Here is a 25590-nt window from a genome sequence, read left to right as displayed (position 1 = left end):
AAAAGCCGCCAGCTGGGCAACTGGCGGCTTTCGAACTTCGAGCAGAAAGCAGTTACTGCCAGGCTTCCTTGCCCTCGCGTGGCTTGCCCACCATCAGCAAGGCGCCCAGGGTCAGCACGGCGGCCAGCGACAAATAATAGCCCACGTATTGCAAGCCGTAATTCGTCGCCAGCCAGGTGGCGATGTACGGCGCCAGCGAGGCGCCAAGGATACCGGCCAGGTTGAACGTCAGCGAAGCGCCCGTGTAGCGCACTTCGGGCGGGAACAGCTCGGACAACATCGTGCCCAGCGGTCCGTAGGTCATGCCCATCAGGCCCAGGCCGACGGCCATGAAGACGGTCACTTCCCACGTCACACCGGAGCCGAACATCGGCGCGAGCACCAGGCCGAAGATGGCGATGGCAACAGAGACCCAGATCAGGGTGGCGCGGCGGCCGCGGCGGTCGGCCAGCACGGCCGAGAATGGAATCGTCAGGGCGAAGAACAGCACGGCAAACAGCTGCACGATAAGGAATTCCTTGCGCGTGAAGCCCAGTTTGGTCGTGCCCCAGCTCAGCGCGAACACCGTCATCAGATAGAACAGCACAAAGGTGGCCAGGGCGATGATGGTGCCCAGGAACAGCATGCGGCCGTGCTGGCGGAACACGGTGGCCACCGGCAGTTTGACGACTTCGTTCTTGTCGATGACTTTCTGGAAGTCCGGCGTTTCCGTGATCTTCAGACGCACGTACAGGCCGACGATGACCAGCAGCGCGCTGGCCAGGAACGGGATGCGCCAGCCGTAGCTGAAGAACTGCTCATCGGTCATGGTTTCGCTCAGCAGCAGGAAGATGCCGCCCGACAGGAAAAAGCCGATCGGCGCGCCCAGCTGCGGGAACATGCCGTACCAGGCGCGTTTGCCCGGTGGCGCGTTTTCCGTGGCCAGCAGCACCGCGCCGCCCCACTCGCCGCCCAGGCCCAGACCCTGGCCGAAACGGCACAGCGCCAGCAGCAGCGGCGCCAGGGTGCCGATGGCGGCATACGTCGGCAGCAAGCCGATGATGACGGTCGAGATACCCATGGTCAGCAAGGCTGCCACGAGAGTCGCCTTGCGGCCGATGCGGTCGCCGAAGTGGCCGAACACGGCCGAACCGATGGGGCGGGCGAAGAAGGCGATGGCGAACGTGGCCAGCGACTGCAGCACGGCGGCCGACGGGTCGCCGGCGGGGAAGAACAGTTTCGGGAACACCAGCACGGCGGCGGTGGCGTAGATATAAAAGTCAAAGAACTCGATGGTGGTGCCGATCAGGCTGGCGAACAGCACCGTGCCGGGGGAATTTTTCTTGGGGGGGGTGCTCATTTACTGCGCTCCTTGGGGAGGGTGTCTAAAGGCCATTCTCTGGATGTTTTTTCAGGCAGCAGCACAGCACGGTGTCTAGGCGCGCGGTTCACATATCATAGCTGTGCGCGGGCGTAATTGCTGCGAATTTGCTATTAAATTCGCAAACAAATTCCATGCCGCAACACGCCGTTGTTAACGGCAGACAACGGTGTACCAACGCGCGCTATCGCGCCGTGATCAGTGCTGATTTAGAGAAACAACGGTCGTGCGCCATCCGGTTACCCGGGGCACGGCAGGAAAGGCGTCAGGGGATGGGCGACGTGTATCAGGCCCGGCGTATCGCCAGGCATTCCGTACCAGACCCGCGCGTCGGCATCGCGGCATCGGTCATTTGTGGTGAATCCTTGCCTGCGGCCCCTCCGGGTGGAGCGGGCCGGCGATCATCGCGCTGCATCACGAAGGATGCGGTTGATCTTGCTGTAAGCGGCTTATGATACGCGCAGTGGTGCGGTGCGGCAAGAAATGATGCAGTGCAAACCCCAACAGCAAGGACTGGGGTCGGACCCTGAGGGTCCGACCCCGGCATCTGCCGTTGGGTTTAAAACCGACCTACGCATCAATCAATGCAAAAGCCCGTTCAATCTCGCTGCTGTCAAGCGGGCGCACGAGGCGCGCCACTTCCTGGCCATCTTTTAAAAAAACCAGGGTCGGCCACAGTTTCACCTTGAACGAACGCCCCAGGGCGCGGCCGGGGCCGTCTTCGACGCGCAGGTGCGGCACGCCGGGATGCTGCGCAAACGCGGCGGCCAGCGGCGCCTGGGTGGCGCGGCAGTGGCCGCACCAGCCCGTGCCAAATTCCAGCAGGGCCGGCCCCATCAAGGCGTCGATCTCGGCGCGCGCCGGTTGTGCTACGGAATATGTGTCGTTCATCATCTCAGTCTCCTTGAGAACTTAGACCACTTTCACGCGCAAGGTGCCCAGGCCATCGATGGCGCCCACCAGCTCGTCGCCGCGCTGCACGGCCGCCACGCCGGCCGGCGTGCCCGTGTAGATCAGGTCGCCCGGCTGCAAGGTGAAATAGGTCGACAGGTCGGCGATGGTTTCCGCCACGTTCCAGATCAGCATGTCGATGCTGCTGGCCTGGCGCAGCTCGCCGTTCACGTGCAGGGTGATGGCGGCATGGCTGACGTCGCCCGCCTGCGCGGCCGGGGTGATGGGGCCGATGGGCGCCGAGTGCTCGAAAGCCTTGCCCGTGTCCCACGGACGGCCCAGTTTTTTCGCCGCACCCTGCACGTCGCGTCGCGTCATGTCCAGGCCGACCGCATAGCCCCACACGTGGTCCATGGCATCGGCCACGCCGATGTCGCTGCCGCCCTTGCCGATGGCCACCACCAGTTCCATCTCGTGCTGGAAATCCTGCGTCTGCGCCGGGTATGGCAGTTCACCCGTCGTGCCGGCAGGCACGGGCAGCACGGCGTCGTTTGGTTTCATGAAGAAAAACGGCGCCTCGCGGCCCGTGTGGCCCATTTCCTTGGCGTGGTCGACATAGTTGCGGCCCACGCAATAGATGCGGTGGACGGGAAAGCTGTCGGCGCTGCCCGTGACGGGAACGCTGGGCTGGATGGCTGCGGGAATGACATACGACATGAAGACTCCTGATCGGCACGATAAAAAGACGGTGATGAAAAAGGGACACCGCAGTGTCCCCCATTTTACGACAACGTTACTTCAACAGTCCCGAGCGGCTCGGGTCCGGCATGCGGATGGCGACGATGAAGGAAATCAGGCACATGACGGTCACGTACCAATAGAAATATTCTTCCACGTGCCAAGCCTTGAACTGCAGCGCCACGTATTCGGCCGAACCGCCGAACATGGCGTTGGCGACCGCATACGACAGGCCCACGCCCAGCGCGCGCACTTCGACGGGGAACATTTCGGCCTTGATCAAGCCGCTGATCGACGTGTAGAAACTGATCACGGCCAGGGCGATGATGATCAGGCCAAACGCCGCGTACGGGCTGGTGATGTCCTTCAAGGCATGCATGATTGGCAACACGCACAGGGTAGCCAGGCCGCCAAAGAACAGCATCGACGTGCGGCGGCCGATGCGGTCGGACAGGGCGCCGAACACCGGTTGCAAAATCATGTACACCAGCAAGGCGCAAGTCATGACGGCGCTGGCCGTCTTGGTATCCATGCCGGCCGTATTGACCAGGTATTTCTGCATGTAGGTGGTAAACGTGTAGAACACGAGTGAGCCGCCGGCAGTAAAGCCCAGTACCGTGATGAAGGCGCGCTTGTGTTTGAGCAAGCCGCGCAGGCTGCCCGCATCCTTGTCCTTGCGCTCGCTGGCGGTGGTCGTTTCCGTCAGGGATTTACGCAGGTTCAGCGACACGAGGGCCGCCAGGGCGCCAAACACGAACGGGATGCGCCAGCCCCAGGCACGCAATTCTTCCAGGGTCAAGAGTTGCTGCAAGACCACCAGCACCAGCAAGGCCAGCAACTGGCCGCCGATCAGGGTCACGTACTGGAACGAGGCGAAGAAGCCGCGCTTGCCCGATTCCGACACTTCACTCATGTAGGTGGCGCTGGTGCCGTATTCGCCGCCCACGGACAGGCCCTGGAACAGACGCGCCACGAGCAGCAGGAACGGGGCGAAGGCGCCGATGGTTTCATACGTGGGCAGCACGGCGATCATCAGGGAACCGCCGCACATCATCAGCACGGAAATCATCATCGACTGGCGGCGGCCGTATTTGTCGGCGATGCGGCCGAACAGCCAGCCGCCCACGGGACGCATGAGGAAGCCGGCGGCAAAGATGCCGGCCGTCTGCAGCAACTGCGTCGTCGGGTTACCGGAAGGGAAGAAAGCGTGCGAGAAATACAGCGCGCAGAACGAGTAAATGTAGAAGTCGAACCATTCGACCAGGTTACCGGAGGAAGCGCCAATGATGGCCTTGATGCGCTGCTGGGAAGTCAGCTGCGCAACGTCATGCGGAGTATCGTGGGATGTCATATCAGTCTTCTTGTTCGTGTGAAAAAGCCAACGCCAGCCGGATTGCCCAGGCTGGTTTTGCATCATACGCCCTTGATCCGGGTCAAAAAGCCGCCCGGCATACGCGTTAATACGTATGACGGGCAACTTTTTTCGCCTGCGGGCGCGTGGAATCAGACCCGCTCCAGCACCAATGCAATGCCCTGCCCCACGCCGATGCACATGGTGCAGAGCGCATAACGCCCGCCCGTGCGGTGCAGCTGGTTGACGGCCGTCATGGCCAGGCGCGCGCCCGAGGCGCCCAGCGGGTGGCCCAGGGCGATCGCGCCGCCGTTCGGGTTGACGCGCGGATCGTCGTCGGGCAAGCCCAGCTGGCGCAGCACGGCCAGGCCTTGCGCGGCAAACGCTTCGTTCAGTTCGATGACGTCGAAGTCGGCCAGGCTCAAGCCCGTCATGGCCAGCACTTTCAGGGTGGCGGGCGCGGGGCCGATGCCCATGATGCGGGGCGCCACGCCGGCAGTCGCCATGGCCACGACACGCGCGCGGGGCGTCAGGCCAAAGCGGGCCGCGTTCGCCTCGTCGGCCAGCAGCAGCGCCGCCGCACCATCGTTGACGCCGGAAGCGTTGCCGGCGGTAATCGTGCCGTCCGCGCGCACGACGGGTTTCAATTTGGCCAGGATCTCCAGGGTGGTGGCGCGCGGATGCTCGTCGCGGCTGACAACGACAGGGTCGCCCTTCTTTTGCGCGATGCTGACAGGACAGATTTCACTGTCGAACACGCCCGCCTGCTGCGCCGCCAGGGCCTTGACCTGGCTGGCCAGGGCGAACGCGTCCTGGTCCGCGCGGCTGATACCAAAGTCGGACGCCACGTTTTCCGCCGTTTCCGGCATCGAATCGACGCCGTACTGCGCCTTCATCAAGGGATTGATGAAACGCCAGCCGATGGTCGTGTCTTCCATTTTCATGCCGCGCGAAAAGGCGCTGTCGGCCTTGCCCATGACGAATGGCGCGCGGCTCATGCTTTCCACGCCGCCGGCGATCATCAATCCCGCCTCGCCGCTCTTGATGAAGCGGGCGGCGCTGCCGATGGCGTCCAGGCCCGAGCCGCACAGGCGGTTCAAGGTGGCGCCCGGCACGCTGTCGGGCAAGCCGGCCAGCAAGGCGGCCATGCGCGCCACGTTGCGGTTGTCCTCGCCGGCCTGGTTGGCGCAGCCGTACAGCACGTCGGTAACAAAAGTCCAGTCCACCTCGGGATTGCGCGCCATCAAGGCACGGATGGGCACGGCGCCCAGGTCGTCGGCGCGCACGCCAGCGAGTCCACCGCCGTAGCGGCCGAACGGCGTACGCTGCGCGTCGCAAATGTATGCGTGGGTCATGTTCTTTCCTCCAAGAAATTGTTGAATTAACGTCCGTCCGTCAGCGGCACGGCCGTCAACGCTTGCAGCTGTTCAAAACTCAAGCCATCGGCCAGTTCGACCACCTTGGCGCCATTTGGCCCCAGGTCGAGCACGGCCAGGTCGCTGTAGATGCGGCTGACGCAGCCGATGCCCGTCAGCGGATAAGTGCAGGCCTGCACCAGCTTGCTTTCACCCGTCTTGGTCAGCAATTCCATCATGACCCAGGTTTTTTTCGCGCCGATGGCCAGGTCCATGGCCCCGCCCACGGCAGGAATGGCGTCCGGCGCGCCCGTGTGCCAGTTGGCCAGGTCGCCCGTGGCGGACACTTGAAACGCGCCCAGCACGCAAATGTCCAGGTGGCCGCCGCGCATCATGGCGAAGCTGTCGGCATGGTGGAAATAGCTGCCGCCTGGCAGCAATGTGACGGGCTGCTTGCCTGCATTGATCAGGTCGTAGTCTTCCTCACCGGGCGCTGGCGCGGGGCCCATGCCGATGACGCCGTTTTCGCTGTGCAGGATGATCTCCGCGCCAGCCGGCAAGTGGTTCGCCACCAAGGTCGGCAAGCCGATACCGAGGTTGACGACACTGCCCTCATGGATGTCGGCCGCCACACGGGCCGCCATTTGATCTCGATTCCATTTATTCATTTGTTACTCCTCAGGCAGCTTTGAAGCCGGCGGGGCCGGTGGCCGTGCGCGGCACTTGCACGAGGCGCTGCACGAACAGCCCCGGCGTGATGACGTGCTCGGGGTCGATGCTGCCCAAGTCAAGCACCTCGTGCACGGAAGCAATGCTGACTTTCGCGGCCATGGCCATGATGGGACCGAAGTTGCGCGCCGTCTTGCGGTAAGTCAGGTTGCCCCAGCGGTCGCCCTGCTCTGCCTTGATCAGCGCGAAATCGGCGTGGATCGGCGACTCGAACACATACATGCGGCCGTCGATCTCGCGCGTTTCCTTGCCCTTGGCCAGGTCGGTGCCATAGCCCGTGGGCGTGAAAAAGCCGCCGATGCCGGCGCCGGCGGCGCGGATGCGCTCGGCCAAATTGCCCTGCGGCACCAGTTCCAGCTCCAGCTTGCCCGCGCGGTACAGGCCGTCGAAGACGTGGGAATCGGCCTGGCGCGGGAACGAGCAGATGATCTTGCGCACCTGCCCGTTTTTCAGCAGGGCGGCCAGGCCCGTGTCGCCATTGCCCGCATTGTTGTTGACGATGACGAGGTCGCGCGCGCCCTGGGCGATCAAGCCGTCGATCAGCTCGGCCGGCTGGCCCGCGCCGCCAAAGCCGCCAATCATGACGGTGGCGCCATCGTGGATATCGGCCAGCGCATCAAGCACGCTGGACCGCAGTTTGTCGATCATTGCTGTCTCCTTCACATCAAACCCATCGGTCATTTGTTCGCATATCGAACAAATATTCGTATTTAGAACTTATTCGTGAGAATATGCCTGATCGGGGCGCTTGTCAATTTGCCGTTTTCGCCAGCGCCATGGCTATAATTGCCACCTTGATCCATTGGAATTGCCATGACCGCACGCAGCAGCACCTCCCTTGCTACCGAAGAAACCCACGATGCCGATGGCGCGCCCCGCCCTGGCGACAGCTATGTGCAATCGTTTGCACGGGGCCTGGCCGTGCTGCGCAGCTTTGGCGCGGACGCGCCGCAACAGACCTTGAGCGAAGTGGCGGAACGGGCGCAGCTGACGCGCGCGGGCGCGCGGCGCATCCTGCTCACCTTGCTGCATCTCGGTTATGTGGAAGCGGACGGGCGGCTGTTCCGTTTGACGCCCAAGGTGCTCGACCTCGGTTATGCGTATCTATCGTCCCTGCCCGTGTGGACGCAGGCGCAGCCGCTGCTGGAAGAATTGATGCAGACCTTGCGCCAGTCGTGCTCGGCCACCGTGCTCGACGGCGACGACATCGTGTATGTCGTGCGCCTGTCCGCGCACCGCACCATGTCGATCAACCTGGGCATCGGCAGCCGCCTGCCCGCCTACTGCACCTCGATGGGACGGGTTTTGCTGTCGGGCCTGGCGCCCGAGGTGCTGCGTGAACGGCTGTCGAAGATGGCGCTGCTGAAAATCACGCCGGCAACCAAGGTCGATATCGACGTCTTGATGGAAGAGATTGCGCAAGTGCGGCGCCAGGGCTGGTGCCTGGTGCAGGAAGAGCTGGAGCAAGGCTTGATCGCCCTGGCCGCACCCGTGTTCGACCGGGCCGGCAAGGTGGTGGCGGCGATCAACGTCAGCGGCCAGACGGCGGGGCCATCCGTGGCGCATCTGCTGGAACACAGCTTGCCGAAACTGCTCGATACGGCAAGCCGGGTCAGCGCCCTGGTGCGGGTGCAGCAGTAGCGTTTACTTTTTAAATCTTATTTTTTAAACTTCAAGCATGGGTCTGGGCGCGGCTGCGCCGGCATCGTTTGCGTCAGGTCAAACGTGCCCTTGAAACCGCTGCCACCCTGCTCCAGGTAGCCGATGCTGCGCACGTTCAGTTGCGGGTCGGCCAGCTTCAGCCAGCGCGGCACGCCGATATCCTTGCGCACATGCTCGTTGCCGGCGATCAGCACCACGTCGCGCGGCGCCTGGTCGCGGATCAGCTTGGCCATCCAGATATCGCGCGCCACTTGCGCGTTGACGACGCCTTTGATCATCATGTCGGGCAGCATATTGCAGCGGGCCGCCTGGACTTCCTTCTGTTGCCCATCCAAAATGTCTGCCGGCACGGGCGTAGCCAGGTAGGTGGCCACCATGGCGGGCGGCATCGACCACTGGATGCCGTCGCGCACGATGCGCGAGGCATCGGCGGGCGACAGATTGCCGGCGACCAGGGTCAGCTGGTAGCTGATGACGAGGTCCAGCACGGGCCGGTACAAGCTCCAGTCCCAGCGCGGCTGTTCCATCACGCGGATGATGCAATCGGGGTCGGCGCAATCGCGCGCGGCACGCGTCAGCAAGTCCTGGTTGTCGCGGTCGAACTGTTCCATGACAATCACGGGACGCCAGCCGGCCGCCAGGCGGCGGCGCAATTCTTCCACGCGCAGGCGCTGGCCTTGCGCATTGTCATGGACTTCACCGAGCAGCAGCACTTGCGGATTGGGCAAGGTGTCGGCCACGGGCGCGGGAGCGGGCGGCGCTGACTTCTTCAGCAAGCTGCCGCAGGCGGCCAGGGCCAGCACGCTGCACAGCAGGGCGGCGCGCGCGCCGGCGCGGAAAATCACGGTTGTCATGTAAGCGGTATCCAAAGTGGCGATGCGCCAGATTGTACCGTCTCAGGCCGGCGCGGGCAGCTTGCGGCGCTCCAGCACTTCAAACACGGCCATACCTGCCAGCATGGCGCCCACAAACAGCCACGCCTTCGGCTGACCCGCCAGCAGGGACACGAGGGCGGGGCCAGGACAAAAACCGGCGATGCCCCAGCCCGCGCCAAAGGCCAGGCTGCCCAGCAGCAAGCGCCGGTCGATGTGCCGCGATGCCGGCAATTGCATGGGTACACCCAACAGCGACCTGGTGCGCCGCCGCGCCAGCCAGAAGGCGGGCAAGGCCACGCCGATGGCGCCGCCCATCACCAGCGCCAGCGACGGGTCCCAGGCGCCGGCCAGGTCAAGGAAAGCGAGCACCTTGGCCGGGTTGCTCATGCCTGAGACGATCAGGCCCACACCAAAGACGAGGCCGCTCAACAGGGAAAGGATCAGCTTGCTCATAAGCTTGCTCACAGATGGCGCAACAGATACACGGTGAGGAAACCGGCCGCCATGAAGGCGCAAGTGGCCGCCAGCGAACGGGGCGACAGGCGCGACAGGCCGCACACGCCGTGGCCGCTGGTGCAGCCGGCGCCATAGCGCACACCCACGCCCACCAGCAGGCCCGCGACGATCAGGGCCGGCGTGCCCGCGTCGATCTGTACGGGCGGCAAGGCTTGCCACAAGCGGTACAGCAGGGGCGTGCCGATCAGGCCGGCAAGAAAGGCGATGCGCCAGCCCAGGTCGACGCTGCGCGGGCGCAGCAAGCCGCCGACAATGCCGCTGATGCCGGCGATGCGGCCATTGAACAGAATCAGCAGGGCCGCGGCCAGGCCGATCAGCATGCCGCCGGCCAGCGAGGCCCATGGCGTGAAGTGCTGCCAGGCTATGTTCATGGCAGTATCAGTCCGCTTCGTCGTTGAAGCTGGAGCGCGGCGCGCAAAATTGTGCGTACAGCACTTGCAGCACGGCCAGCACGGGCGCGCTGGCGACGCGGTAATAGATCTGCTTGCCGTCGCGCCGCGTGGCCACCAGCATCTCTTCGCGCAGCACGCCCAGCTGCTGCGACAGGGTCGGCTGGCCGATGCCCACTTTTTGTTCGAGGTCGCTGACGCAATGCTCGCCCTGCGATAGCTGGCACAGCAGCATCAAACGATCGGCATTGCCCATGGCCTTGAGCAGCGAGCTGGCCTTATAGGCCGAGCCACGCATGGCGTCGAGGTTGTATTCGGCATGTTGTGTTGCAACTGTCTCCATCTTGCCCTCCCACAGGCGGTCATATTGAACATCGTGCGATAAACAATATACTAATCAATATATTGTTTTCGTGCTGGTGATTCGCACAAAAAAACAACAGTGTTTTTCAGCGATAGCGTGCTCATGCCAAGTGTGAGGCAGCGATAGCCTGCGCGCTATCAAAATGATAAATATTCGTAATTTAAAGCAAATATACGTAGCAAAATTGACACGATTTGTGCTGTAATAAGGCCTCATCAGAAAAATCGTGATACGCCCCCGTACAGGCGAATTGTCCGTCCAGGCGCAGGCCGGTTTCGGCCGCGCCGCACGGTGAACCAGGGAGTCAAAGATGAAGATACTTGAGCCGCTATGCATGGCCATGCTGGCGCTGTCGGCGTGTGCCGGCAATGTGGCGGCCAGCGATAGTTCCCCGCCCACGGCACGCGCGCCTGCCGTGAGCGACGACAGTCTCGGTTTCACCAGCACGGCCGACAATCCCGGCTGGGAAACACCGGACTTGCCGTATGCGCGCCTGCTGACGCAGGGCACGACGCTCAATGCCACCCCGCGCTGGCGCAGCGCCGGTGCGCGCCAGGGCGCATTGCCGCCGCCCGCGGCCACCATCCCGGCGGTACAGCAGGCGAACGTGCCGCCGCCGGTGCCCGAAGCGAGCATGGTCTCGATGTTGCTGGTGGGACTGGGCTTGCTGGCCTTTAGCATGCACGGTGAAAAACAGGAAAAATTCGATAGCTGAGCTTATTTTGGCGGCCGATGCCGCTGCCTTAAAAAAAATTCCGCCTTGCGCGGAATTTTTCTGGCCACGTCAATCGTCCGGTCTCACTTGTCCAGCAAGCGGCAGACTCTTTCGATATTCCCCACAGGAATGCCTGACTTCAGGGCGCGCGCGATGCAGGCCGCCTTGTCCGTGCCTGAGGCGGAAATGAGCACGAAGGCCGTGCCCAGGGCGCTGACGGCAAGCAGCAAGATCAGCACACCTTTGACGATATCCCAGTTCATGGCGTCTCGATGGTAGACATCAGTGCTCCTTGCCAGATGTGGCTGCCGCCTCCGGCCCGTTCAGCAGCGCCTGTAATTTTTGCATGGTGGCCCAGTTGCGCGAAGTGACACCATCGCCCAGCAGCACGCCGAGCGCCGCCACCACCTTGCTGGCCAACACGCCATCGGGACACCAGGCATACGCGGCCCATTGGCCCAGCGCCAGCGCTTCCGGCTGCCACGGCCGCTGCAGCAAGGGCGCCAGGCGCTGCATGTCGGCCGGATTGTTCAGCACCAGCGCCAGCAAGCGGGCCGCATCGGCCGCCGGCGCCAGGGTGTTCTGGTCGATCAGCTCGGCAAACTGGCTGGCCGACAGCACCGTCACCCTGGCCGCCACGCCCAGTTTCAGCACCAGCGCTTCCTCGATGCGGGCAGCGGCATCGGCCGGCGCGACCTTGCCGCCGTCATACACGACGTTACCGCTGTTGAGCACGGTGCGCGCCTGCGCAAAACCCAGGTCGCCCAGCAGTTTGCGCAGGTCGGCCATGGCCACGCGCTTGGCGCGGCCCACATTGATGCCGCGCAAAAACGCCACTTGCTGACTGTTTTCCATCTGTGCCATGTCTTGTCTCCTTGCCTATGCCTGGCCGGCAGGCACGCTGGCGGCGCCTTCCGGCAATGGCGTCACCTTGGGCAAGCGCAGCAGGAACGTCGCGCCCTGCCCCAAGGTGCTGCTGACTGTGATGGTGCCGCCAAACTGCTTGGCAATCAAGTTGAATACGATATTCAAGCCCAGGCCCGTGCCGCCCTGTCCGCGCCGCGTGGTGACAAACGGATCAAACACGCGGTCGAGCATGTCGGGCGCGATGCCGCGGCCGTTGTCGCGCACCTGCATGGCGATCCAGTCGTTGTCGCCATGCACGCCGATATGGATATGGCCGTCCGTGTCCGCATCAAAGGCGTGCTCGACGCAGTTCAGTACCAGGTTGGTCAGCACCTGCGCCAGCGCGCCCGGATAACTGTCGAGCATGATGCCGGGCGGGCAATCGATATCGATGCGGATGCGCGTCTTTTTCAGGGTCGGCTGCAGGCTCGAGATCACCTCGCCAATATAGTCGCGCAATTCAAACAAACGGCGCGCCTCGCTGACCTGGTCGACGGCGATCTGCTTGAAACTGTGGATCAGGTGCGCGGCGCGGTAGGCATTGTTCATGATCAGGCGCGCGCTCTCGCCGGCCGTTTCCAGGTAGCGCACGATATCGGTCTTCTTCACGCTGCCGCCGGCCACCGCCGCGCTGATCTCATCGGTCGCTTCCTTCAGCACCGAGGCACTGGTCAGCGCGATGCCGACCGGGGTGTTGATTTCATGCGCCACGCCGGCCACCAGGCTGCCCAGCGAGGCCAGGCGTTCCGACTGCAGCAACGATTCCTGCGCGCGGCGCAGCTCGTCCATGGCCTGCGCCGTTGCCTGCTGCGAGCGGCGCGCCATGTCTTCCGCCTCGCGGCTGCCCTCGATGATGGACTTGAGCTTGCGCTGCACGGCATTGAAGCCGCGGATCACGTCGCCCAGTTCGTCGCGCCGGTTTTCCGGCAGCTCTTCAACCTCGTCGCTGCCGCGCGTGGCCAGGTCGAACAAGCCGTCGCGCAACTGTTTCAAGGGACCAAAGACGATGCGCAGGCTCAGCGCCAGGGCGCCCACCAAAATGATGTCAAGCAGCAACACTTCCAGCACCTTGCGCCGCACTTCGCCGCGCAGGGCCGCATCGATCTGGGCGCGGCTGAAATTGACGATGACCTTGCCGACGATCACCGGCTTGCCGCCCGTGGCCGCGGCCACGGCGTCGCGGAACACCAGCGGTGCCTCGACGGGCGTGCCGCCCATGGCCACGTCGGCGCTCAAGGGCACCAGGGTGCCGGCCGCGTCGCGCACTTCGCCCGCGAACAGGCCGACGGAAGCGTCGTAGACGCGGATGCCAACCAGTTCCGGCGGCAGCATTTCGGCTGCGACGATGCTGTCAACCTTGGATTTGTCGAGGTCCCACAGGGCCGAGGGCAAGCTGGTCTGCAAGCGCGTCAGCACGCCGCTGCGCAAGCGCGCGCTGCCCGATTCAAGTTCCTGGCTCAGTGTATATTGGGTATAGGTACCCGAAATGCCCAGCACCAGGGTGACGATCACGACAAAAAGCAGGGTCAGCCGGACTTGGATACTCACCATCGATCAATACTCCCCGTGCCAGGCCGCCAGCCCGCGGCGCGGGCGCACAGACGTCAGCGGACAACAGCCTGAATCAAATGTACGGTATGACATGCTTATTGGCAAGATTTACAGCAATGCCGTTTTCCTCAGGGCCTTGATACAGGTTGAGACATTGCGTCATGGCAATGGTAATATCCCGCAATCATCTAAGGAGTCGTCATGGCGGTCATGCATCAACATCTACCCCTGGAACAAGTTCGTCCTGGCATGGTCTTGTCGGATGTCTTGCTCGATGCGCATGGACAAGTGCTGTTGCCGCAAGGCGCGGTACTCACGGAAAACATGCTGGCCCTGATGCCGCGCCACAACATCGACATGCTGCCGATCCAGGCGCCGCCACCGTCCCCCGAAGAAATCGCCGCGCAACAGGCGGCCGACAGCGAACGGCTGGCCTACCTGTTCCGCAAGCATGACCCCGAGGATCCCCTGGACGCGGCCACCACCTTGTTGCGCGGCTATGTCACGGCTTACCGCCTGGGCACGGGAGAGGCCGCATGAGCACCCAGCTGACGCTCGACGACATCGTCGCCCACCTCGACGATCTGCCCTCGCTGCCCGCCGTCGTGATGGAACTGCTCAACAGCATCGACCAGGAAGACGTCGATATTTCCGTGCTGGCCAAAAAAGTATCGTACGACCAGGCGCTGACGGCAAAAACCCTGCGCCTGGCCAACTCCTCGCAATATGGCTTGCAAGTCAAAGCCACCACCATCCAGCAGGCGATCACTTACCTGGGCTTCCAGACGACGCGCAGCCTGATCACGTCGGCCGCCATCACGGGCTGCTTCCCGGAAGGACGCTGCCCCGGCTTCGACGACAAGGCTTTCTGGCGCCACTCGGTGGCGACGGCCGCTTGCGCCAAGGTGCTGGCGCGGCAGATCCGCTTCAACCAGGACTACGCCTTCACGGCCGGCCTGCTGCACAACATCGGCCGCCTGGTGCTGGTCAGCAGCTTTCCCGCGCACTACGCGCAAGTCATCGCGCACCAGGCGACGCACGATTGCAGCCTGCTCGAAGCGGAGCAGACCGTGCTGGGCGTGGACCACGTGCAGGCGGGCGTGGCGCTGGCCGAGCACTGGAATTTTTCCGACACCATGCGCCTGGCGCTGGGCAACTACCTGCAGCCGGAAACGCCGGGGGCAGGCTTCCTCGCATCGCTGATCCACGTGGCCAATGCGATTGTGTGCGCGCTCGACCTGGCGCAGGCGGGCGACGACATGGTGCCGCGCGTCTCGCCGGTGGCCTGGGATGCGCTGGGCCTGGGCGAAGACACGTATCTGCAGCTGTTCCGCGAAACGGAGCTGCGCTACGATGAAATCACCTCGGCGCTGTTGAGCTAAACACTGGCGCAAACGCAAACGGCTCTCGCTGCGAGGCGAAAGCCGTTATGGGTAGTACGGTACGTCCATGCTGCCCGGTCCACGCCAGCCTGTTGCCGCCAGCAGCTACGCAAGCGGCACAGTCAGCGTACAACCGCCACATCAGTGCGCGTAATTCGATTCTTGCGCATCGCCGCGGTCTTCCGCTTTTGGACGGCCCTGGGCGTCGGACAAACGATACTTGGTGCGGCGGTCGCCCATCAGGTCGCGCAGGTCGCGGATGCTCATGCCCGTCACTTCGTGCATGCGGATCAGCAGCGAGGCGCCGACCGGCAAGCGGTGGTGGCGGATCTTGCTGATGACGGGTGGCGCCACTTCCAGCAGACGCGACAGGGCTGCATCGTTTTTCAGCTGCATCTTGCTCAGCAGAATATCCAGCAGGTGGTTCGGGTTGTAACTCTCTTGCGATGCTAATGCATGATGTGCCATGATTTTTCCTCGTCTGGTGAATGTAGAAAATAATGCCGATTCGAACTTAAGGCTGGCTTAGAGTGTTTAATTAAATAAACGTCTTTCCATCGGATTCAGCCTCCCCTCCTTATCGCACTGCCTGCACAGGACCTGCACAGCCACGCCCAGCCAGGGTACGCAGCCCGCGTGGGTAAAAGCACGTGCAATTCACTGAAATGAATTGCATATAAGACAATATACTAGCCCAATCACGCAGCATCTGCGCCTCGCGCAAACTTCCTGATTGTTAAATATCAATCAAGCTGCTGGTTGGCTTGGCAACGATGCTATTTCAACACATTAGGATGCCAGCGGGCGCACACAAGGCTTTGCAGCAACTTGTTACAAATCAATGGTGTCGTACGGCAATAAATGCTTTTAGGGATTACTGAAAATGGGCGCATATGCAGGCGGCAACCTTGTCGGCAAGGTAAGTACAACATGGCCCGCCCCGGCGATTTACGCTAAACTATGGCCTGAACTTGCAGCGAGCCTGCCACCGGGCAGCCAGAGGCGCCCGGCCGGTCATCCACCGCGCCCTCCCCTGAGCGGTCCCCTGCGCTGCAGCATCCTGCCCAACCCTCTTGTTTGCCGCCACACTTACCGATAAGCGCCCGACGCCATGCAGAAAAAAGTATTCATTAAAACCTTCGGCTGCCAGATGAACGAGTACGACTCGGACAAGATGGCCGACGTGCTGGGCGCCTCCGATGGCCTGGTGCGCACCGACACGCCGGAAGATGCCGATGTGATCCTGCTCAATACCTGCTCCGTGCGCGAAAAGGCGCAGGAAAAAGTGTTTTCCGACCTGGGCCGTCTGCGCGAGCTGAAACTGGCCAAGCCGCACCTGCTGATCGGCGTGGGTGGCTGCGTGGCGTCGCAAGAAGGCGACGCCATCGTCAAGCGCGCGCCGTATGTCGACATGGTCTTCGGCCCGCAAACCCTGCACCGCCTGCCGCAGATGATCGAGTTGCGCCGCGCCAGCGGCGATGCGCAAGTGGACATCAGCTTCCCGGAAATTGAAAAGTTCGACCACATGCCGCCGGCCAAGGTGGAAGGCGCTTCGGCGTTCGTCTCCATCATGGAAGGCTGCAGCAAATATTGCAGCTACTGCGTCGTGCCCTACACGCGCGGCGAGGAAGTGTCGCGCCGCTTCGAGGACGTGCTGACGGAAGTGGCGGGCCTGGCCGCCCAGGGCGTCAAGGAAATCACGCTGCTGGGCCAGAACGTGAACGCCTACCGGGGCGCGATGGAAGGCGGAGACATCGCCGACTTCGCCCTGCTGCTCGAATACGTGGCCGACATTCCCGGCATCGAGCGCATGCGCTTCGTCACCAGCCACCCGAAGGAATTCACGCAGCGCCTGATCGACGCCTACGCGAAGATCCCGCAACTGGTCGACCATTTATATCTGCCGGCGCAGCACGGTTCCGACAAGATCCTCGGCGCCATGAAGCGCGGCTACACGGGCCTCGAATACAAGTCCATCATCCGCCGCATCCGCGCCGTGCGCCCGAACATGGCCATTTCGTCGGACTTCATCGTGGGCTTCCCCGGCGAGACGCAGGCCGACTTCGACGCCATGATGAAGCTGATCGCGGACGTCGGCTTTGACAACAGCTACAGCTTCATCTTCAGCAAACGCCCCGGCACGCCGGCCGCCAGCCTGGAAGACGATACGCCGCATGAAGTCAAGCTGGCCCGTTTGCAGCAGTTGCAGGCGGCCATCGACGCCAACACGCGCAAGTACAGCCTGGCCATGGTGGGCACGGTACAAACCATCCTCGTCGAAGGCCGTTCGAAGAAGGACACCGATGACAGTGAACTGCAAGGCCGCACAGAAAACAACCGCGTGGTCAACTTCGACGCCGGCCCCGACGGTTTGCAATTGATCGGCCAGCTGGTCGACGTGCGCATCACCGAAAGCCATTCCTACACCCTGCGCGGCGAACTCGTCGCCAGCGCACCCGCATTGAAAAGAGCCAGTTGAAAACCAAAGCCCCGATACAGCCGCATTACTTCATCCCCGAGCCGCTCGACAACACGCGCCTGGCGCACCTGTGCGGCCCCCTCGATGAAAACCTGCGCCAGATTTCCGCCGCCCTCGACGTGACGATCTTCCGCCGCGGCGAGAAATTCATCGTCGGCGGCAGCAATGCCGTACGCGCCGTGGAAATCCTCGAACAGTTCTACGCCATCGCCAACAAGGTCGTGCCGCTGGAAGAAGTGCAACTGGCCCTGGTGGAGCAGCGCGCGGGCCTGTCCGCCGCCTCGGAACACCACGCCAACGCGCCCGCCAGCACCTTCGTCGAGCCGGACATCGCCAGCCCCGTGCTGAAAACGCGGCGCTCCGACCTGCGCGGCCGTACGCCGCACCAGATCGCGTATTTGCGCGACATCCTCGAACACGACATCAGCTTCGGCGTGGGTCCGGCCGGCACGGGTAAAACCTACCTGGCCGTCGCCTGCGCCGTCGACGCGCTCGAGCGCGACGCCGTCAAGCGCATCATTTTGACGCGCCCCGCCGTCGAAGCGGGCGAGCGCCTGGGCTTCCTGCCGGGCGACCTGGCGCAAAAGGTCGACCCGTATCTGCGTCCCCTGTACGACGCGCTGTACGATTTGCTGGGCTTTGACCGCACGCAAAAGCTGTTTGAAAAACAGGTGATCGAGATCGCCCCGCTGGCCTACATGCGCGGACGCACCCTGAACCACGCCTTCGTCATCCTCGATGAAGCGCAAAACACCACCGTCGAACAGATGAAGATGTTCTTGACGCGCATCGGCTTTGGCAGCAAGGCCGTGGTGACGGGCGACGTGACGCAAGTCGACCTGCACAAGAGCCAGACGAGTGGCCTGATCGACGCCGTGCACGTGCTGAAAGATGTGCGCGGCATCGGCTTCACGCAATTTAACAGCACCGACGTGGTGCGCCACCCGCTCGTCGCGCGCATCGTCGACGCGTATGAAACGGCGCAGGCGGCCAACGCCGACGCCGCCCACTTGCCCTCCTTATTGAAACCAGCCGCCGCCAAAAATGTCCGAAAAAAATAAACTGTCCTTGTCCGTGCAATACCCGGACGCCCGCCTGGAAACCCTGATCACGCGCCCGAAAGTGCGCCGCTGGGTCAAGGCGGCCCTGTTCGCGCCGGCCGAATTCACGATTCGCTTCGTCGACGCGGAAGAAGGCCGCACCCTGAACCGCGACTACCGCGAAAAGGACTACGCCACCAACGTGCTGACCTTCGCCTACAACGAAGGCGAGGAACTGGCCGAGGACGAGCCGACGCGCGCCGACATCATCCTGTGCACGGACGTGCTGGAAAAGGAGGCGCAAGAACAAAAGAAAAGCGTGGAAGAGCACACGGCCCATTTGATCGTGCACGGCGTGCTGCATGCGCAGGGCTACGACCACATGGATGACGAGGAAGCGGCCGAGATGGAGGGCCTGGAAACGGACATCCTCGCGAAACTCGGCATTACCGACCCGTACAAGGAGTAAGCGCATGGGAACCTGGGCCACAGACGCCTTCGGCAACGACTACGCCATGGATTGGGCGCAGGACTTGCACGAATATAAAACCCTGGAACTGGTCGAGACGACGCTCGACAACGTCATCGACAGCCAGGAAGCGGCACTCGAGGCGCCATTCGCCGCCGAAGCGCTGGCCGCGCTGGACGTGATCGCGCGCCTCCTGGGCAAGCCAGGCGAGGACGACCCGGCCACCGCCGAGGTGGATGAGTGGGTGGCCGCCTGCAAGAAGAAGGTCACGCCGCCGCTGCTGGAAAAAGCGCGCCTGGCCTTCGAGCGCATCACGGCCGAATCGTCGGAGCTGCGCCAGCTGTGGCAGGACAGCGAGCATTTCGCCGACTGGCAGGCCGACGTGGCAGCCTTGCGCGCACGCGTGCTGGGCCAGGAAGCGGCCTGAAAGATCGCGCAACGGCGCACTTCAACGTATTAAATTTGCATCAAAAGCGGGGAAATCCGGTATGGCCCCACTTTTGGTGTATCCTATATCCCTTCGCAACAACGGCTCACGCCTCCTATGCCCGAGCACCCTAGTGGCGTCAGAACTGACGTCAAGCCCCACCGGTCACTGTTTGAACGCCTGACCGCACTCATTTCCCCCGAGCCAGAGAACCGTGCAGAATTGCTCGAAGTTCTACACGATGCGCATGAACGCAAGCTGATCGACGCCGACGCCCTGTCGATGATCGAAGGCGTGTTCCAGGTATCGGATCTCTGCGCGCGCGACATCATGATTCCCCGTTCGCAAATGGATGTCATCGACATCAGCAAGCCGATCGAGGAATGGATGCCGGAAGTCCTGTCGACCGCCCACTCGCGCTTCCCCGCGATCGAAGGCGAGCGCGACAAGGTCATCGGCATCCTGCTGGCGAAAGACTTGCTGCGTTATTACGCAGAAGAAACTTTCGACGTACGCGACATGCTGCGCCCCGCCATCTTCATCCCCGAATCGAAACGCCTGAATGTGCTGCTGCGCGATTTCCGCGCCAACCACAATCACATGGCCATCGTCGTCGATGAATACAGCGGCGTCGCCGGCCTGATCACCATCGAAGACGTGCTGGAACAGATCGTCGGCGACATCGAGGACGAATACGACTTCGACGAAGCCGAGGACAATATCCTCTCGCTCAAGGAAGGCCAGTTCGGCCCTCGCTGGCGTGTCAAGGCGCTGACCGAGATCGAACAGTTCAACGAAGAAGTGGGCAGCCACCTGGTCGACGACGACGTCGACACCATCGGCGGCCTCGTCTCGAAGTACCTGGGCCGCATGGCGCACAAGGGCGATATTTTCGACCTGGGCAATCTGCGCTTTGAGGTGCTGCGCGCCGATGCGCGCCAGGTGCACGTGCTGCTCGTCGAGCGCCTGCCCAACGTGCCGGAACTGGAACTCTGACATGCGCGTGCTGTAAATGCGTTTCAGACGCGTCGATCCCAACGCCCCCGCCAAACCGCCCCGCAGCACGTGGGCGCGCATGCTGACTGCCGCCGTCGCTGGCGCCGTCGCCGTGCTGGCGTTCGCCCCTTTCGGCTACTGGCCCCTGCAAATCCTCAGCCTGGGCGTGCTGTTCTACCAGGTGCTGCGCGCATCGAACGTCAAGGCCGGCGCGCTGATCGGCTGGGCCTACGGCTTCGGCTGGTGCGCGGCCGGCACACACTGGCTGTATATTTCCATGCACCGCTATGGCGACATGGCCGCGCCGATCGCCGCCATCGCCGTGGCCCTGCTGGCCCTCCTGATGGCCATTTACGTGGCCCTGGCCATGGGCGCGGCCGCCTGGCTGCGCCAGCGCTGGGTGCTGTCCCTGCCCGCCATGACCCTGCTGGTATTGCCCGCCACCTGGACCCTGTTCGAATGGACGCGCGGCTGGCTGTTTACGGGTTTCCCGTGGCTGGCCACCGGTTACGCCCACAATGCCAGCCCGCTGGCCGGCTTTGCCCCCATCGTCGGCGCGTATGGCCTGGGCTGGCTGGCGGCGCTGTCGGCCGGCGCTCTGCTGCTGCTGACACATCGCACGCGCTGGTTTGCGCTGGGCGGCGTCATCGCCCTGTACGCGGCCGGTATCGGCTTGCAGTACGTGGCCTGGACGCACCCGGTCGGACGCCCGATCACGGTGCGCCTGTTGCAGGGCAACGTGCCGCAGCAGCAGAAATTCGACCCCGGCTTCGTGCTGGGCGCCCTGCAGATGTACCAGAGCACCATCACCAGCGCGCCAGCCGACCTGATCGCCACGCCGGAAACGGCCGTCACCGTGCTGCCGCACCAGCTGCCGCCCGGCTATCTGGATAGCCTGGCGGCGTATTCGCAGCAGACGGGCAGCACGATCTTGGTCGGCATGCCCGTGCTCGACGAGCAGCAGCGCTTCTACAATGCGGCCGTCGGGATCACGCCCAACGGCACAGAAGGCCCCTACTACCAGTACCGCAAGCACCACCTGGTGCCGTTCGGCGAATTCGTGCCGCCCGGCCTGCACTGGTTTGTCGCCATGATGGCCATCCCGCTGGGCGACATGGGCCGCGGCGCGGAAGTCCAGGCGCCTTTGCCCGTGCGCGATCAGCTGGTGCTGCCGAATATCTGCTACGAAGACTTGTTTGGCGAGGAAATCGCGGGACAGCTGGCCAGCGCCCACCGCCATGGCAAGCAGTCGGCGTCCGTGCTGCTCAATATCTCGAACCTGGCCTGGTTTGGCGATTCGATCGCTATCCCGCAGCATCTGCAGATTTCGCAGATGCGCAGCCTGGAAACGGGCCGCCCGATGCTGCGCTCGACGAACACGGGCGCCACCGCCGTCATCGACGGCAAGGGCGTGGTGCAAAGCCTGCTGCCGCCGGAGCAGCAAGCGACCCTGGCGGCCAAGGTGCAAGGCATGGGCGGCATGACGCCATACATTCTGTACGGCAACAAACTGGTGCTGGCCCTGGCCGCGCTGGCCCTGCTGACGGCCTTCCTGCTGTCGCGCGCCGCCCGCCGTGGCCGCGCCGCGCAGCAATAAGCGGCCGATATTGCCCGAAGAGTCACAGTGGGCCCGTAAAAACCGCTAAAATTAGCAAAACCCCGGCCCGGACGCGCTGCCAAGCATGCGTCCGGGCTTCAAGCAAACCTTAACAAAGCGCAGCCTCCCGCGCGGCGAACTCATACGATGCTCACATTTCAACAAATTATTCTGACCTTGCAAACCTATTGGGACAAGCAAGGTTGCGCCCTGCTCCAGCCTTACGACATGGAAGTCGGCGCCGGCACCTTCCACACCGGCACCTTCCTGCGCGCGATCGGCCCGGAACCGTGGCGCGCCGCGTATGTGCAGCCGTCGCGCCGCCCGAAAGATGGCCGCTATGGCGAAAACCCGAACCGCATGCAGCACTACTACCAGTACCAGGTGGTGCTCAAGCCCGCGCCGGAAAACATCCTCGACCTGTATCTGGGTTCCTTGGCCGCCCTGGGCCTGGACTTGCAGCAGAATGACGTGCGCTTCGTCGAAGACGACTGGGAAAGCCCGACTTTGGGCGCCTGGGGCCTGGGCTGGGAAGTCTGGCTGAACGGCATGGAAGTAACCCAATTTACCTACTTTCAGCAAGTGGGCGGCCTCGATTGCAAGCCCGTGCTGGGCGAAATCACCTACGGCATCGAACGCCTGGCCATGTATCTGCAAGGCGTGGAAAACGTGTACGACCTGGTGTGGACCGAGTGGGAAGAAAACGGCACCACGAAAAAACTGACCTACGGCGACGTCTTCCACCAGAACGAGGTGGAGCAATCGACCTACAACTTCGAGCACGCGAATACGGACCTGCTGTTCGAACAGTTCGGCAACTACGAAGCGGAAGCGAAGCGTTTGATCGAGCTGCAACTGACCCTGCCCGCCTACGAGAAAATCATGAAGGCCTCGCACAGCTTCAATATGTTAGATGCGCGTGGCGCCATCTCGGTGACGGAACGCGCCGCCTACATCGGCCGCGTGCGCACCCTGTCACGCCTGGTGGCACAAGCGTATTACGACTCGCGCGAACGCCTCGGTTTCCCGATGCTGCCCGCCGCAGACCAACCCGCCGCCGCTTGATCGCCTAGCTCATACACCGCCGTACCAGACAAGAACACCATGAACCAAACACTGCTCATCGAACTGCTGACCGAAGAACTGCCGCCGAAAGCGCTGGCCAAACTGGGCGCCGCCTTCACGGCCGGCATCGTCAACGGCCTGAAAGCGCGCGACTTCCTCGAAGCCGACAGCGTCGCCACCAGCTATGCCTCGCCGCGCCGCCTGGCCGTCTCCATCACCAACGTGCGCGAAGTCTCGCCCGACAAATCGATCCGCGAAAAAGTCCTGCCCGTCTCCGTGGCGCTGGACGCGAACGGCAACGGCACGCCGCCGCTGGCCAAGAAACTGGCCGCGCTGGGCTTCCCCGACCTGACGGTGGCCGAGCTGGAACGCGCCGCCGACGGCAAGGCTGAAAGCTTCTTCTACACCTACACGGCGCCAGGCAGCCAGCTCGCCACCGGCGCGCAGGCGGCATTGACGGAATCTTGCGCCAAGCTGCCGATCCCAAAACTGATGAGCTATCAGCGCCCGGACGGCAGCACCGTGCAATTCGTGCGCCCAGCCCACAGCCTGATCGCCCTGCACGGCATCAATATCCTGCCGCTGACACTGCTGGGCCTCACGGCCGGCCGCACCACCCTGGGCCACCGCTTCCTCACCGACGGCAAGGCCATCACCATCGCGCACGCGGAAAACTATGCGCCGTCGCTGATCCTCAACGCCAGCGTCATCGCCAGCAACGAGGAACGCAAGGAACGCATCCGCGCCCAGCTGCTGGACAAGGCCGGCGCCGACCAGGTCTTGATGCCCGAAGCGCTGCTCGATGAAGTGACGGCCCTGGTCGAATGGCCGGTCGTGTATGAGTGCCACTTCGAAGAAGAATTCCTGGCCGTGCCGCAGGAATGCCTGATCCTCACCATGCAAACCAACCAAAAATATTTCGCCCTGACGGACAGCGAAGGCAAGCTGCGCTCGCGCTTCCTGATCGTCTCGAACATCGAGACGGACACGCCCGAGCACATCATCGGCGGCAACGAGCGCGTCGTGCGCCCGCGCCTGTCCGATGCCAAGTTCTTCTTCGAGCAAGACAAGAAGAAGACCCTGGCATCGCGTCTGCCGCTGCTGGCCAACGTCGTCTATCACAACAAGCTGGGCACGCAAGCGGCCCGCACAGAGCGCGTCAAGTCGCTGGCTGGTGCCATCGCCGCCAAGTTGGACTACGACGTGGCCCTGGCCGAACGCGGCGCCCTGCTGGCCAAGGCCGATCTGCTGACCGACATGGTGGGCGAATTCCCAGAGCTGCAAGGCATCATGGGCACCTACTATGCGCGCCATGACGGCGAACCGGAAGAAGTGGCGCTGGCCGCCTCCGAGCATTACCAGCCGCGCTTTGCCGGCGACAGCCTGCCAACCACCGGCACCGGCACCGCCGTGGCCCTGGCCGACAAGCTCGAAACCCTGGTCGGCATCTGGTCCATCGGCCTGGCGCCGACGGGCGACAAGGACCCGTTCGCGCTGCGCCGCCACGCGCTGGGCGTGCTGCGCATGCTGCTGGAAAAACGCTTGCCTTTGTCGATTCAGGGCTTGCTGGCGGATGCCGCCGCGCAGTTCGCCGCCGTTCCCGGCTTCAAGGACCCGGTCGCGGATGTCACCACCTTCATGCTGGATCGCCTGCGCGGCATCCTGCGCGAGCGCGGTTTCTCGCCAAATGAAATCGAAGCCGTCGTGGCACAAAACCCGGACCGCCTGGACGACATCGTGCAGCGCCTGGAGGCCGTGCAGGCGTTTGCTGCCCTGCCGGAAAGCGCCTCGCTGGCAGCGGCCAACAAGCGCATCACGAACATCCTGAAAAAGAACGAGGAAGCAGTGAGCCAGGTCGCCGCCGGTGGCGTCAACGTGGCGCTGCTGCAGGACGAAGCGGAGAAAAAACTCGCCGCCGCCGTCTCGCGCGTGCAGCCTGAAGTCGATGCGGCCTTCGCCAAGGGCGACTTCACCAGCACCCTGCAAACCCTGGCGCAGCTGCGCGACGACGTCGATGGCTTCTTCAATGACGTGATGGTGATGGCCGAGGATGTCGCCCTGCGCAACAACCGCCTGGCCTTGCTGTCGTCCTTGCACGGCATGATGAACCGCGTGGCCGACATTTCGAAGCTGGCGGCATAATGGGCACGCCGGCGCTGAAACTGATTATTCTCGACCGCGATGGTGTCATTAATCATGACTCGCCGGACTTCATCAAGTCGCCTGCCGAATGGCTGCCGATACCCGGTTCGCTCGAAGCGATCGCCCGCCTGAACCAGGCTGGCTATCGCGTGGTCATCGCCTCGAACCAGTCGGGCATCGCGCGCGAATATTTCGACATGACGGTGCTCAACGCGATCCACCAGAAGATGCACACCCTGGCGCAGCAGGTGGGCGCCGATATCGACGCCATCTTCTTTTGCCCGCACGCGGGCGCGGACAATTGCGACTGCCGCAAGCCGAAACCGGGCATGTTCCATGAAATTTCGCAGCGCTACAACACCAGCCTGAAAGGCGTGCCGACTGTTGGCGATTCGCTGCGCGACCTGCAGGCCGGTTTCATCAGCGGCTGCGTGCCCTACCTGGTATTGACGGGCAAGGGCGAAAAAACCAACGAAACGGGTGGCCTGCCGCCTGGCACCCAGGTCTTCGCCGACCTGGCCGCCGTCGTCAGCCACCTGCTCAAGGCGCCCGCGGCATCGGCGCCCGCCGTGGCATTGAGCATCTAATCTT

Annotated in this window: 28 protein-coding genes; 13 read left to right on the top strand and 15 right to left on the bottom strand. The window is 63.3% G+C overall.

Going from position 1 to position 25590, the window contains the following annotated elements; genetic code table 11:
* Positions 1-52 precede the first annotated feature (52 nt).
* The 7 genes from ACPJXG_RS04065 to ACPJXG_RS04035 all read right to left on the bottom strand — a co-directional run bounded on the left by ACPJXG_RS04065 (position 53) and on the right by ACPJXG_RS04035 (position 7072).
* The gene (locus tag ACPJXG_RS04065; protein WP_070301241.1) at positions 53-1339 is read right to left on the bottom strand and encodes an MFS transporter; all 1287 of its coding nucleotides are present in this window, start codon (positions 1337-1339) and stop codon (positions 53-55) included.
* A gap of 591 nt (positions 1340-1930) precedes the next feature.
* On the bottom strand, positions 1931-2251 hold the full coding sequence (locus tag ACPJXG_RS04060) for a thioredoxin family protein (protein ID WP_425254712.1): 321 nt from the start codon (positions 2249-2251) through the stop codon (positions 1931-1933).
* A gap of 21 nt (positions 2252-2272) precedes the next feature.
* Complete coding sequence (locus ACPJXG_RS04055) at positions 2273-2968, bottom strand: fumarylacetoacetate hydrolase family protein (protein ID WP_425253479.1); 696 nt, start codon at positions 2966-2968, stop codon at positions 2273-2275.
* 76 nt (positions 2969-3044) lie between these two features.
* The gene (locus ACPJXG_RS04050) at positions 3045-4340 is read right to left on the bottom strand and encodes an MFS family transporter (RefSeq protein WP_219307950.1); all 1296 of its coding nucleotides are present in this window, start codon (positions 4338-4340) and stop codon (positions 3045-3047) included.
* Positions 4341-4492: 152 nt separating this feature from the next.
* Positions 4493-5695 (bottom strand): 3-oxoadipyl-CoA thiolase, encoded by a 1203-nt coding sequence (gene pcaF / locus ACPJXG_RS04045; protein WP_425253478.1) that lies wholly within the window; start codon positions 5693-5695, stop codon positions 4493-4495.
* 26 nt (positions 5696-5721) lie between these two features.
* Positions 5722-6363: a 3-oxoacid CoA-transferase subunit B gene (locus ACPJXG_RS04040; protein WP_099401548.1), complete on the bottom strand. Its 642-nt coding sequence runs from the start codon at positions 6361-6363 to the stop codon at positions 5722-5724.
* 10 nt (positions 6364-6373) lie between these two features.
* On the bottom strand, positions 6374-7072 hold the full coding sequence (locus ACPJXG_RS04035) for a 3-oxoacid CoA-transferase subunit A (protein WP_425253477.1): 699 nt from the start codon (positions 7070-7072) through the stop codon (positions 6374-6376).
* Positions 7073-7237: 165 nt separating this feature from the next.
* Between ACPJXG_RS04035 and ACPJXG_RS04030 the strand changes: the two genes are divergently transcribed.
* On the top strand, positions 7238-8065 hold the full coding sequence (locus tag ACPJXG_RS04030) for an IclR family transcriptional regulator domain-containing protein (protein WP_425253476.1): 828 nt from the start codon (positions 7238-7240) through the stop codon (positions 8063-8065).
* 17 nt (positions 8066-8082) lie between these two features.
* Here the strand turns inward: ACPJXG_RS04030 and ACPJXG_RS04025 are convergent, their stop codons facing one another.
* The 4 genes from ACPJXG_RS04025 to ACPJXG_RS04010 are packed head-to-tail and all read right to left on the bottom strand — an operon-like array spanning position 8083 to position 10209.
* Complete coding sequence (locus ACPJXG_RS04025) at positions 8083-8940, bottom strand: ChaN family lipoprotein (protein WP_425253475.1); 858 nt, start codon at positions 8938-8940, stop codon at positions 8083-8085.
* A 42-nt stretch (positions 8941-8982) separates the two neighbouring features.
* Positions 8983-9414 carry a DUF6691 family protein gene (locus tag ACPJXG_RS04020; RefSeq protein WP_425253474.1) on the bottom strand — a complete coding sequence of 144 codons (432 nt, stop codon included), beginning with the start codon at positions 9412-9414 and terminating at the stop codon, positions 8983-8985.
* Positions 9415-9422: 8 nt separating this feature from the next.
* Positions 9423-9848, bottom strand: a complete 426-nt coding sequence (locus tag ACPJXG_RS04015) for a YeeE/YedE family protein (protein ID WP_425253473.1) — start codon at positions 9846-9848, stop codon at positions 9423-9425.
* A gap of 7 nt (positions 9849-9855) precedes the next feature.
* Positions 9856-10209: an ArsR/SmtB family transcription factor gene (locus tag ACPJXG_RS04010; RefSeq protein ID WP_425253472.1), complete on the bottom strand. Its 354-nt coding sequence runs from the start codon at positions 10207-10209 to the stop codon at positions 9856-9858.
* Between the two features lie 331 nt (positions 10210-10540).
* Between ACPJXG_RS04010 and ACPJXG_RS04005 the strand changes: the two genes are divergently transcribed.
* The gene (locus ACPJXG_RS04005; RefSeq protein WP_278316982.1) at positions 10541-10945 is read left to right on the top strand and encodes a hypothetical protein; all 405 of its coding nucleotides are present in this window, start codon (positions 10541-10543) and stop codon (positions 10943-10945) included.
* Positions 10946-11028: 83 nt separating this feature from the next.
* Here ACPJXG_RS04005 and ACPJXG_RS04000 read toward each other — a convergent pair whose 3' ends face one another.
* From ACPJXG_RS04000 to ACPJXG_RS03990, 3 genes are read right to left on the bottom strand one after another with little or no spacing between them, the layout of a single operon-like run.
* A complete protein-coding gene (locus ACPJXG_RS04000; RefSeq protein WP_035822028.1) occupies positions 11029-11208 on the bottom strand; it encodes a hypothetical protein in 180 nt (59 codons plus the stop codon).
* A 19-nt stretch (positions 11209-11227) separates the two neighbouring features.
* Positions 11228-11809: a DUF1697 domain-containing protein gene (locus ACPJXG_RS03995; RefSeq protein WP_425253471.1), complete on the bottom strand. Its 582-nt coding sequence runs from the start codon at positions 11807-11809 to the stop codon at positions 11228-11230.
* Between the two features lie 15 nt (positions 11810-11824).
* A complete protein-coding gene (locus tag ACPJXG_RS03990; RefSeq protein ID WP_425253470.1) occupies positions 11825-13402 on the bottom strand; it encodes a sensor histidine kinase in 1578 nt (525 codons plus the stop codon).
* Positions 13403-13612: 210 nt separating this feature from the next.
* Here ACPJXG_RS03990 and ACPJXG_RS03985 point away from each other — a divergent pair, with 210 nt between their 5' ends.
* A complete protein-coding gene (locus ACPJXG_RS03985) occupies positions 13613-13942 on the top strand; it encodes a hypothetical protein (protein ID WP_307789025.1) in 330 nt (109 codons plus the stop codon).
* The gene (locus ACPJXG_RS03980; RefSeq protein WP_099401556.1) at positions 13939-14784 is read left to right on the top strand and encodes an HDOD domain-containing protein; all 846 of its coding nucleotides are present in this window, start codon (positions 13939-13941) and stop codon (positions 14782-14784) included. The genes ACPJXG_RS03985 and ACPJXG_RS03980 overlap by 4 nt, the downstream gene beginning before the upstream one ends.
* A gap of 141 nt (positions 14785-14925) precedes the next feature.
* Here the strand turns inward: ACPJXG_RS03980 and ACPJXG_RS03975 are convergent, their stop codons facing one another.
* Positions 14926-15252, bottom strand: a complete 327-nt coding sequence (locus tag ACPJXG_RS03975) for a hypothetical protein (protein WP_034746769.1) — start codon at positions 15250-15252, stop codon at positions 14926-14928.
* A 643-nt stretch (positions 15253-15895) separates the two neighbouring features.
* Between ACPJXG_RS03975 and miaB the strand changes: the two genes are divergently transcribed.
* From miaB to gmhB, 9 genes are all read left to right on the top strand, one after another.
* Positions 15896-17263 (top strand): tRNA (N6-isopentenyl adenosine(37)-C2)-methylthiotransferase MiaB, encoded by a 1368-nt coding sequence (gene miaB, locus ACPJXG_RS03970; RefSeq protein ID WP_425253469.1) that lies wholly within the window; start codon positions 15896-15898, stop codon positions 17261-17263.
* Positions 17260-18324, top strand: coding sequence for a PhoH family protein (locus ACPJXG_RS03965; protein ID WP_425253468.1), 1065 nt, complete (start codon positions 17260-17262; stop codon positions 18322-18324). The genes miaB and ACPJXG_RS03965 overlap by 4 nt, the downstream gene beginning before the upstream one ends.
* Positions 18308-18772, top strand: a complete 465-nt coding sequence (gene ybeY, locus ACPJXG_RS03960; RefSeq protein WP_425253467.1) for an rRNA maturation RNase YbeY — start codon at positions 18308-18310, stop codon at positions 18770-18772. The genes ACPJXG_RS03965 and ybeY overlap by 17 nt, the downstream gene beginning before the upstream one ends.
* A gap of 4 nt (positions 18773-18776) precedes the next feature.
* Complete coding sequence (locus ACPJXG_RS03955) at positions 18777-19199, top strand: DUF4259 domain-containing protein (RefSeq protein WP_425253466.1); 423 nt, start codon at positions 18777-18779, stop codon at positions 19197-19199.
* A 117-nt stretch (positions 19200-19316) separates the two neighbouring features.
* Positions 19317-20195, top strand: coding sequence for an HlyC/CorC family transporter (locus ACPJXG_RS03950; RefSeq protein WP_034746750.1), 879 nt, complete (start codon positions 19317-19319; stop codon positions 20193-20195).
* Between the two features lie 16 nt (positions 20196-20211).
* The gene (gene lnt / locus ACPJXG_RS03945; protein ID WP_425253464.1) at positions 20212-21792 is read left to right on the top strand and encodes an apolipoprotein N-acyltransferase; all 1581 of its coding nucleotides are present in this window, start codon (positions 20212-20214) and stop codon (positions 21790-21792) included.
* 147 nt (positions 21793-21939) lie between these two features.
* On the top strand, positions 21940-22857 hold the full coding sequence (gene glyQ, locus ACPJXG_RS03940) for a glycine--tRNA ligase subunit alpha (protein ID WP_176387428.1): 918 nt from the start codon (positions 21940-21942) through the stop codon (positions 22855-22857).
* 39 nt (positions 22858-22896) lie between these two features.
* A complete protein-coding gene (gene glyS, locus ACPJXG_RS03935; protein ID WP_425253463.1) occupies positions 22897-24999 on the top strand; it encodes a glycine--tRNA ligase subunit beta in 2103 nt (700 codons plus the stop codon).
* Complete coding sequence (gene gmhB / locus ACPJXG_RS03930) at positions 24999-25586, top strand: D-glycero-beta-D-manno-heptose 1,7-bisphosphate 7-phosphatase (protein WP_051959086.1); 588 nt, start codon at positions 24999-25001, stop codon at positions 25584-25586. Before glyS ends, gmhB begins: the two co-directional genes overlap by 1 nt.
* Positions 25587-25590 lie beyond the last annotated feature (4 nt).

It is taken from the genome of Janthinobacterium sp. NFX145 (genome assembly GCF_049810325.1).
Lineage (GTDB): Bacteria > Pseudomonadota > Gammaproteobacteria > Burkholderiales > Burkholderiaceae_D > Janthinobacterium > Janthinobacterium rivuli.
Note: the sequence above shows the minus strand (reverse complement) of the source record. Positions and strands in the feature narration are given on the sequence as shown.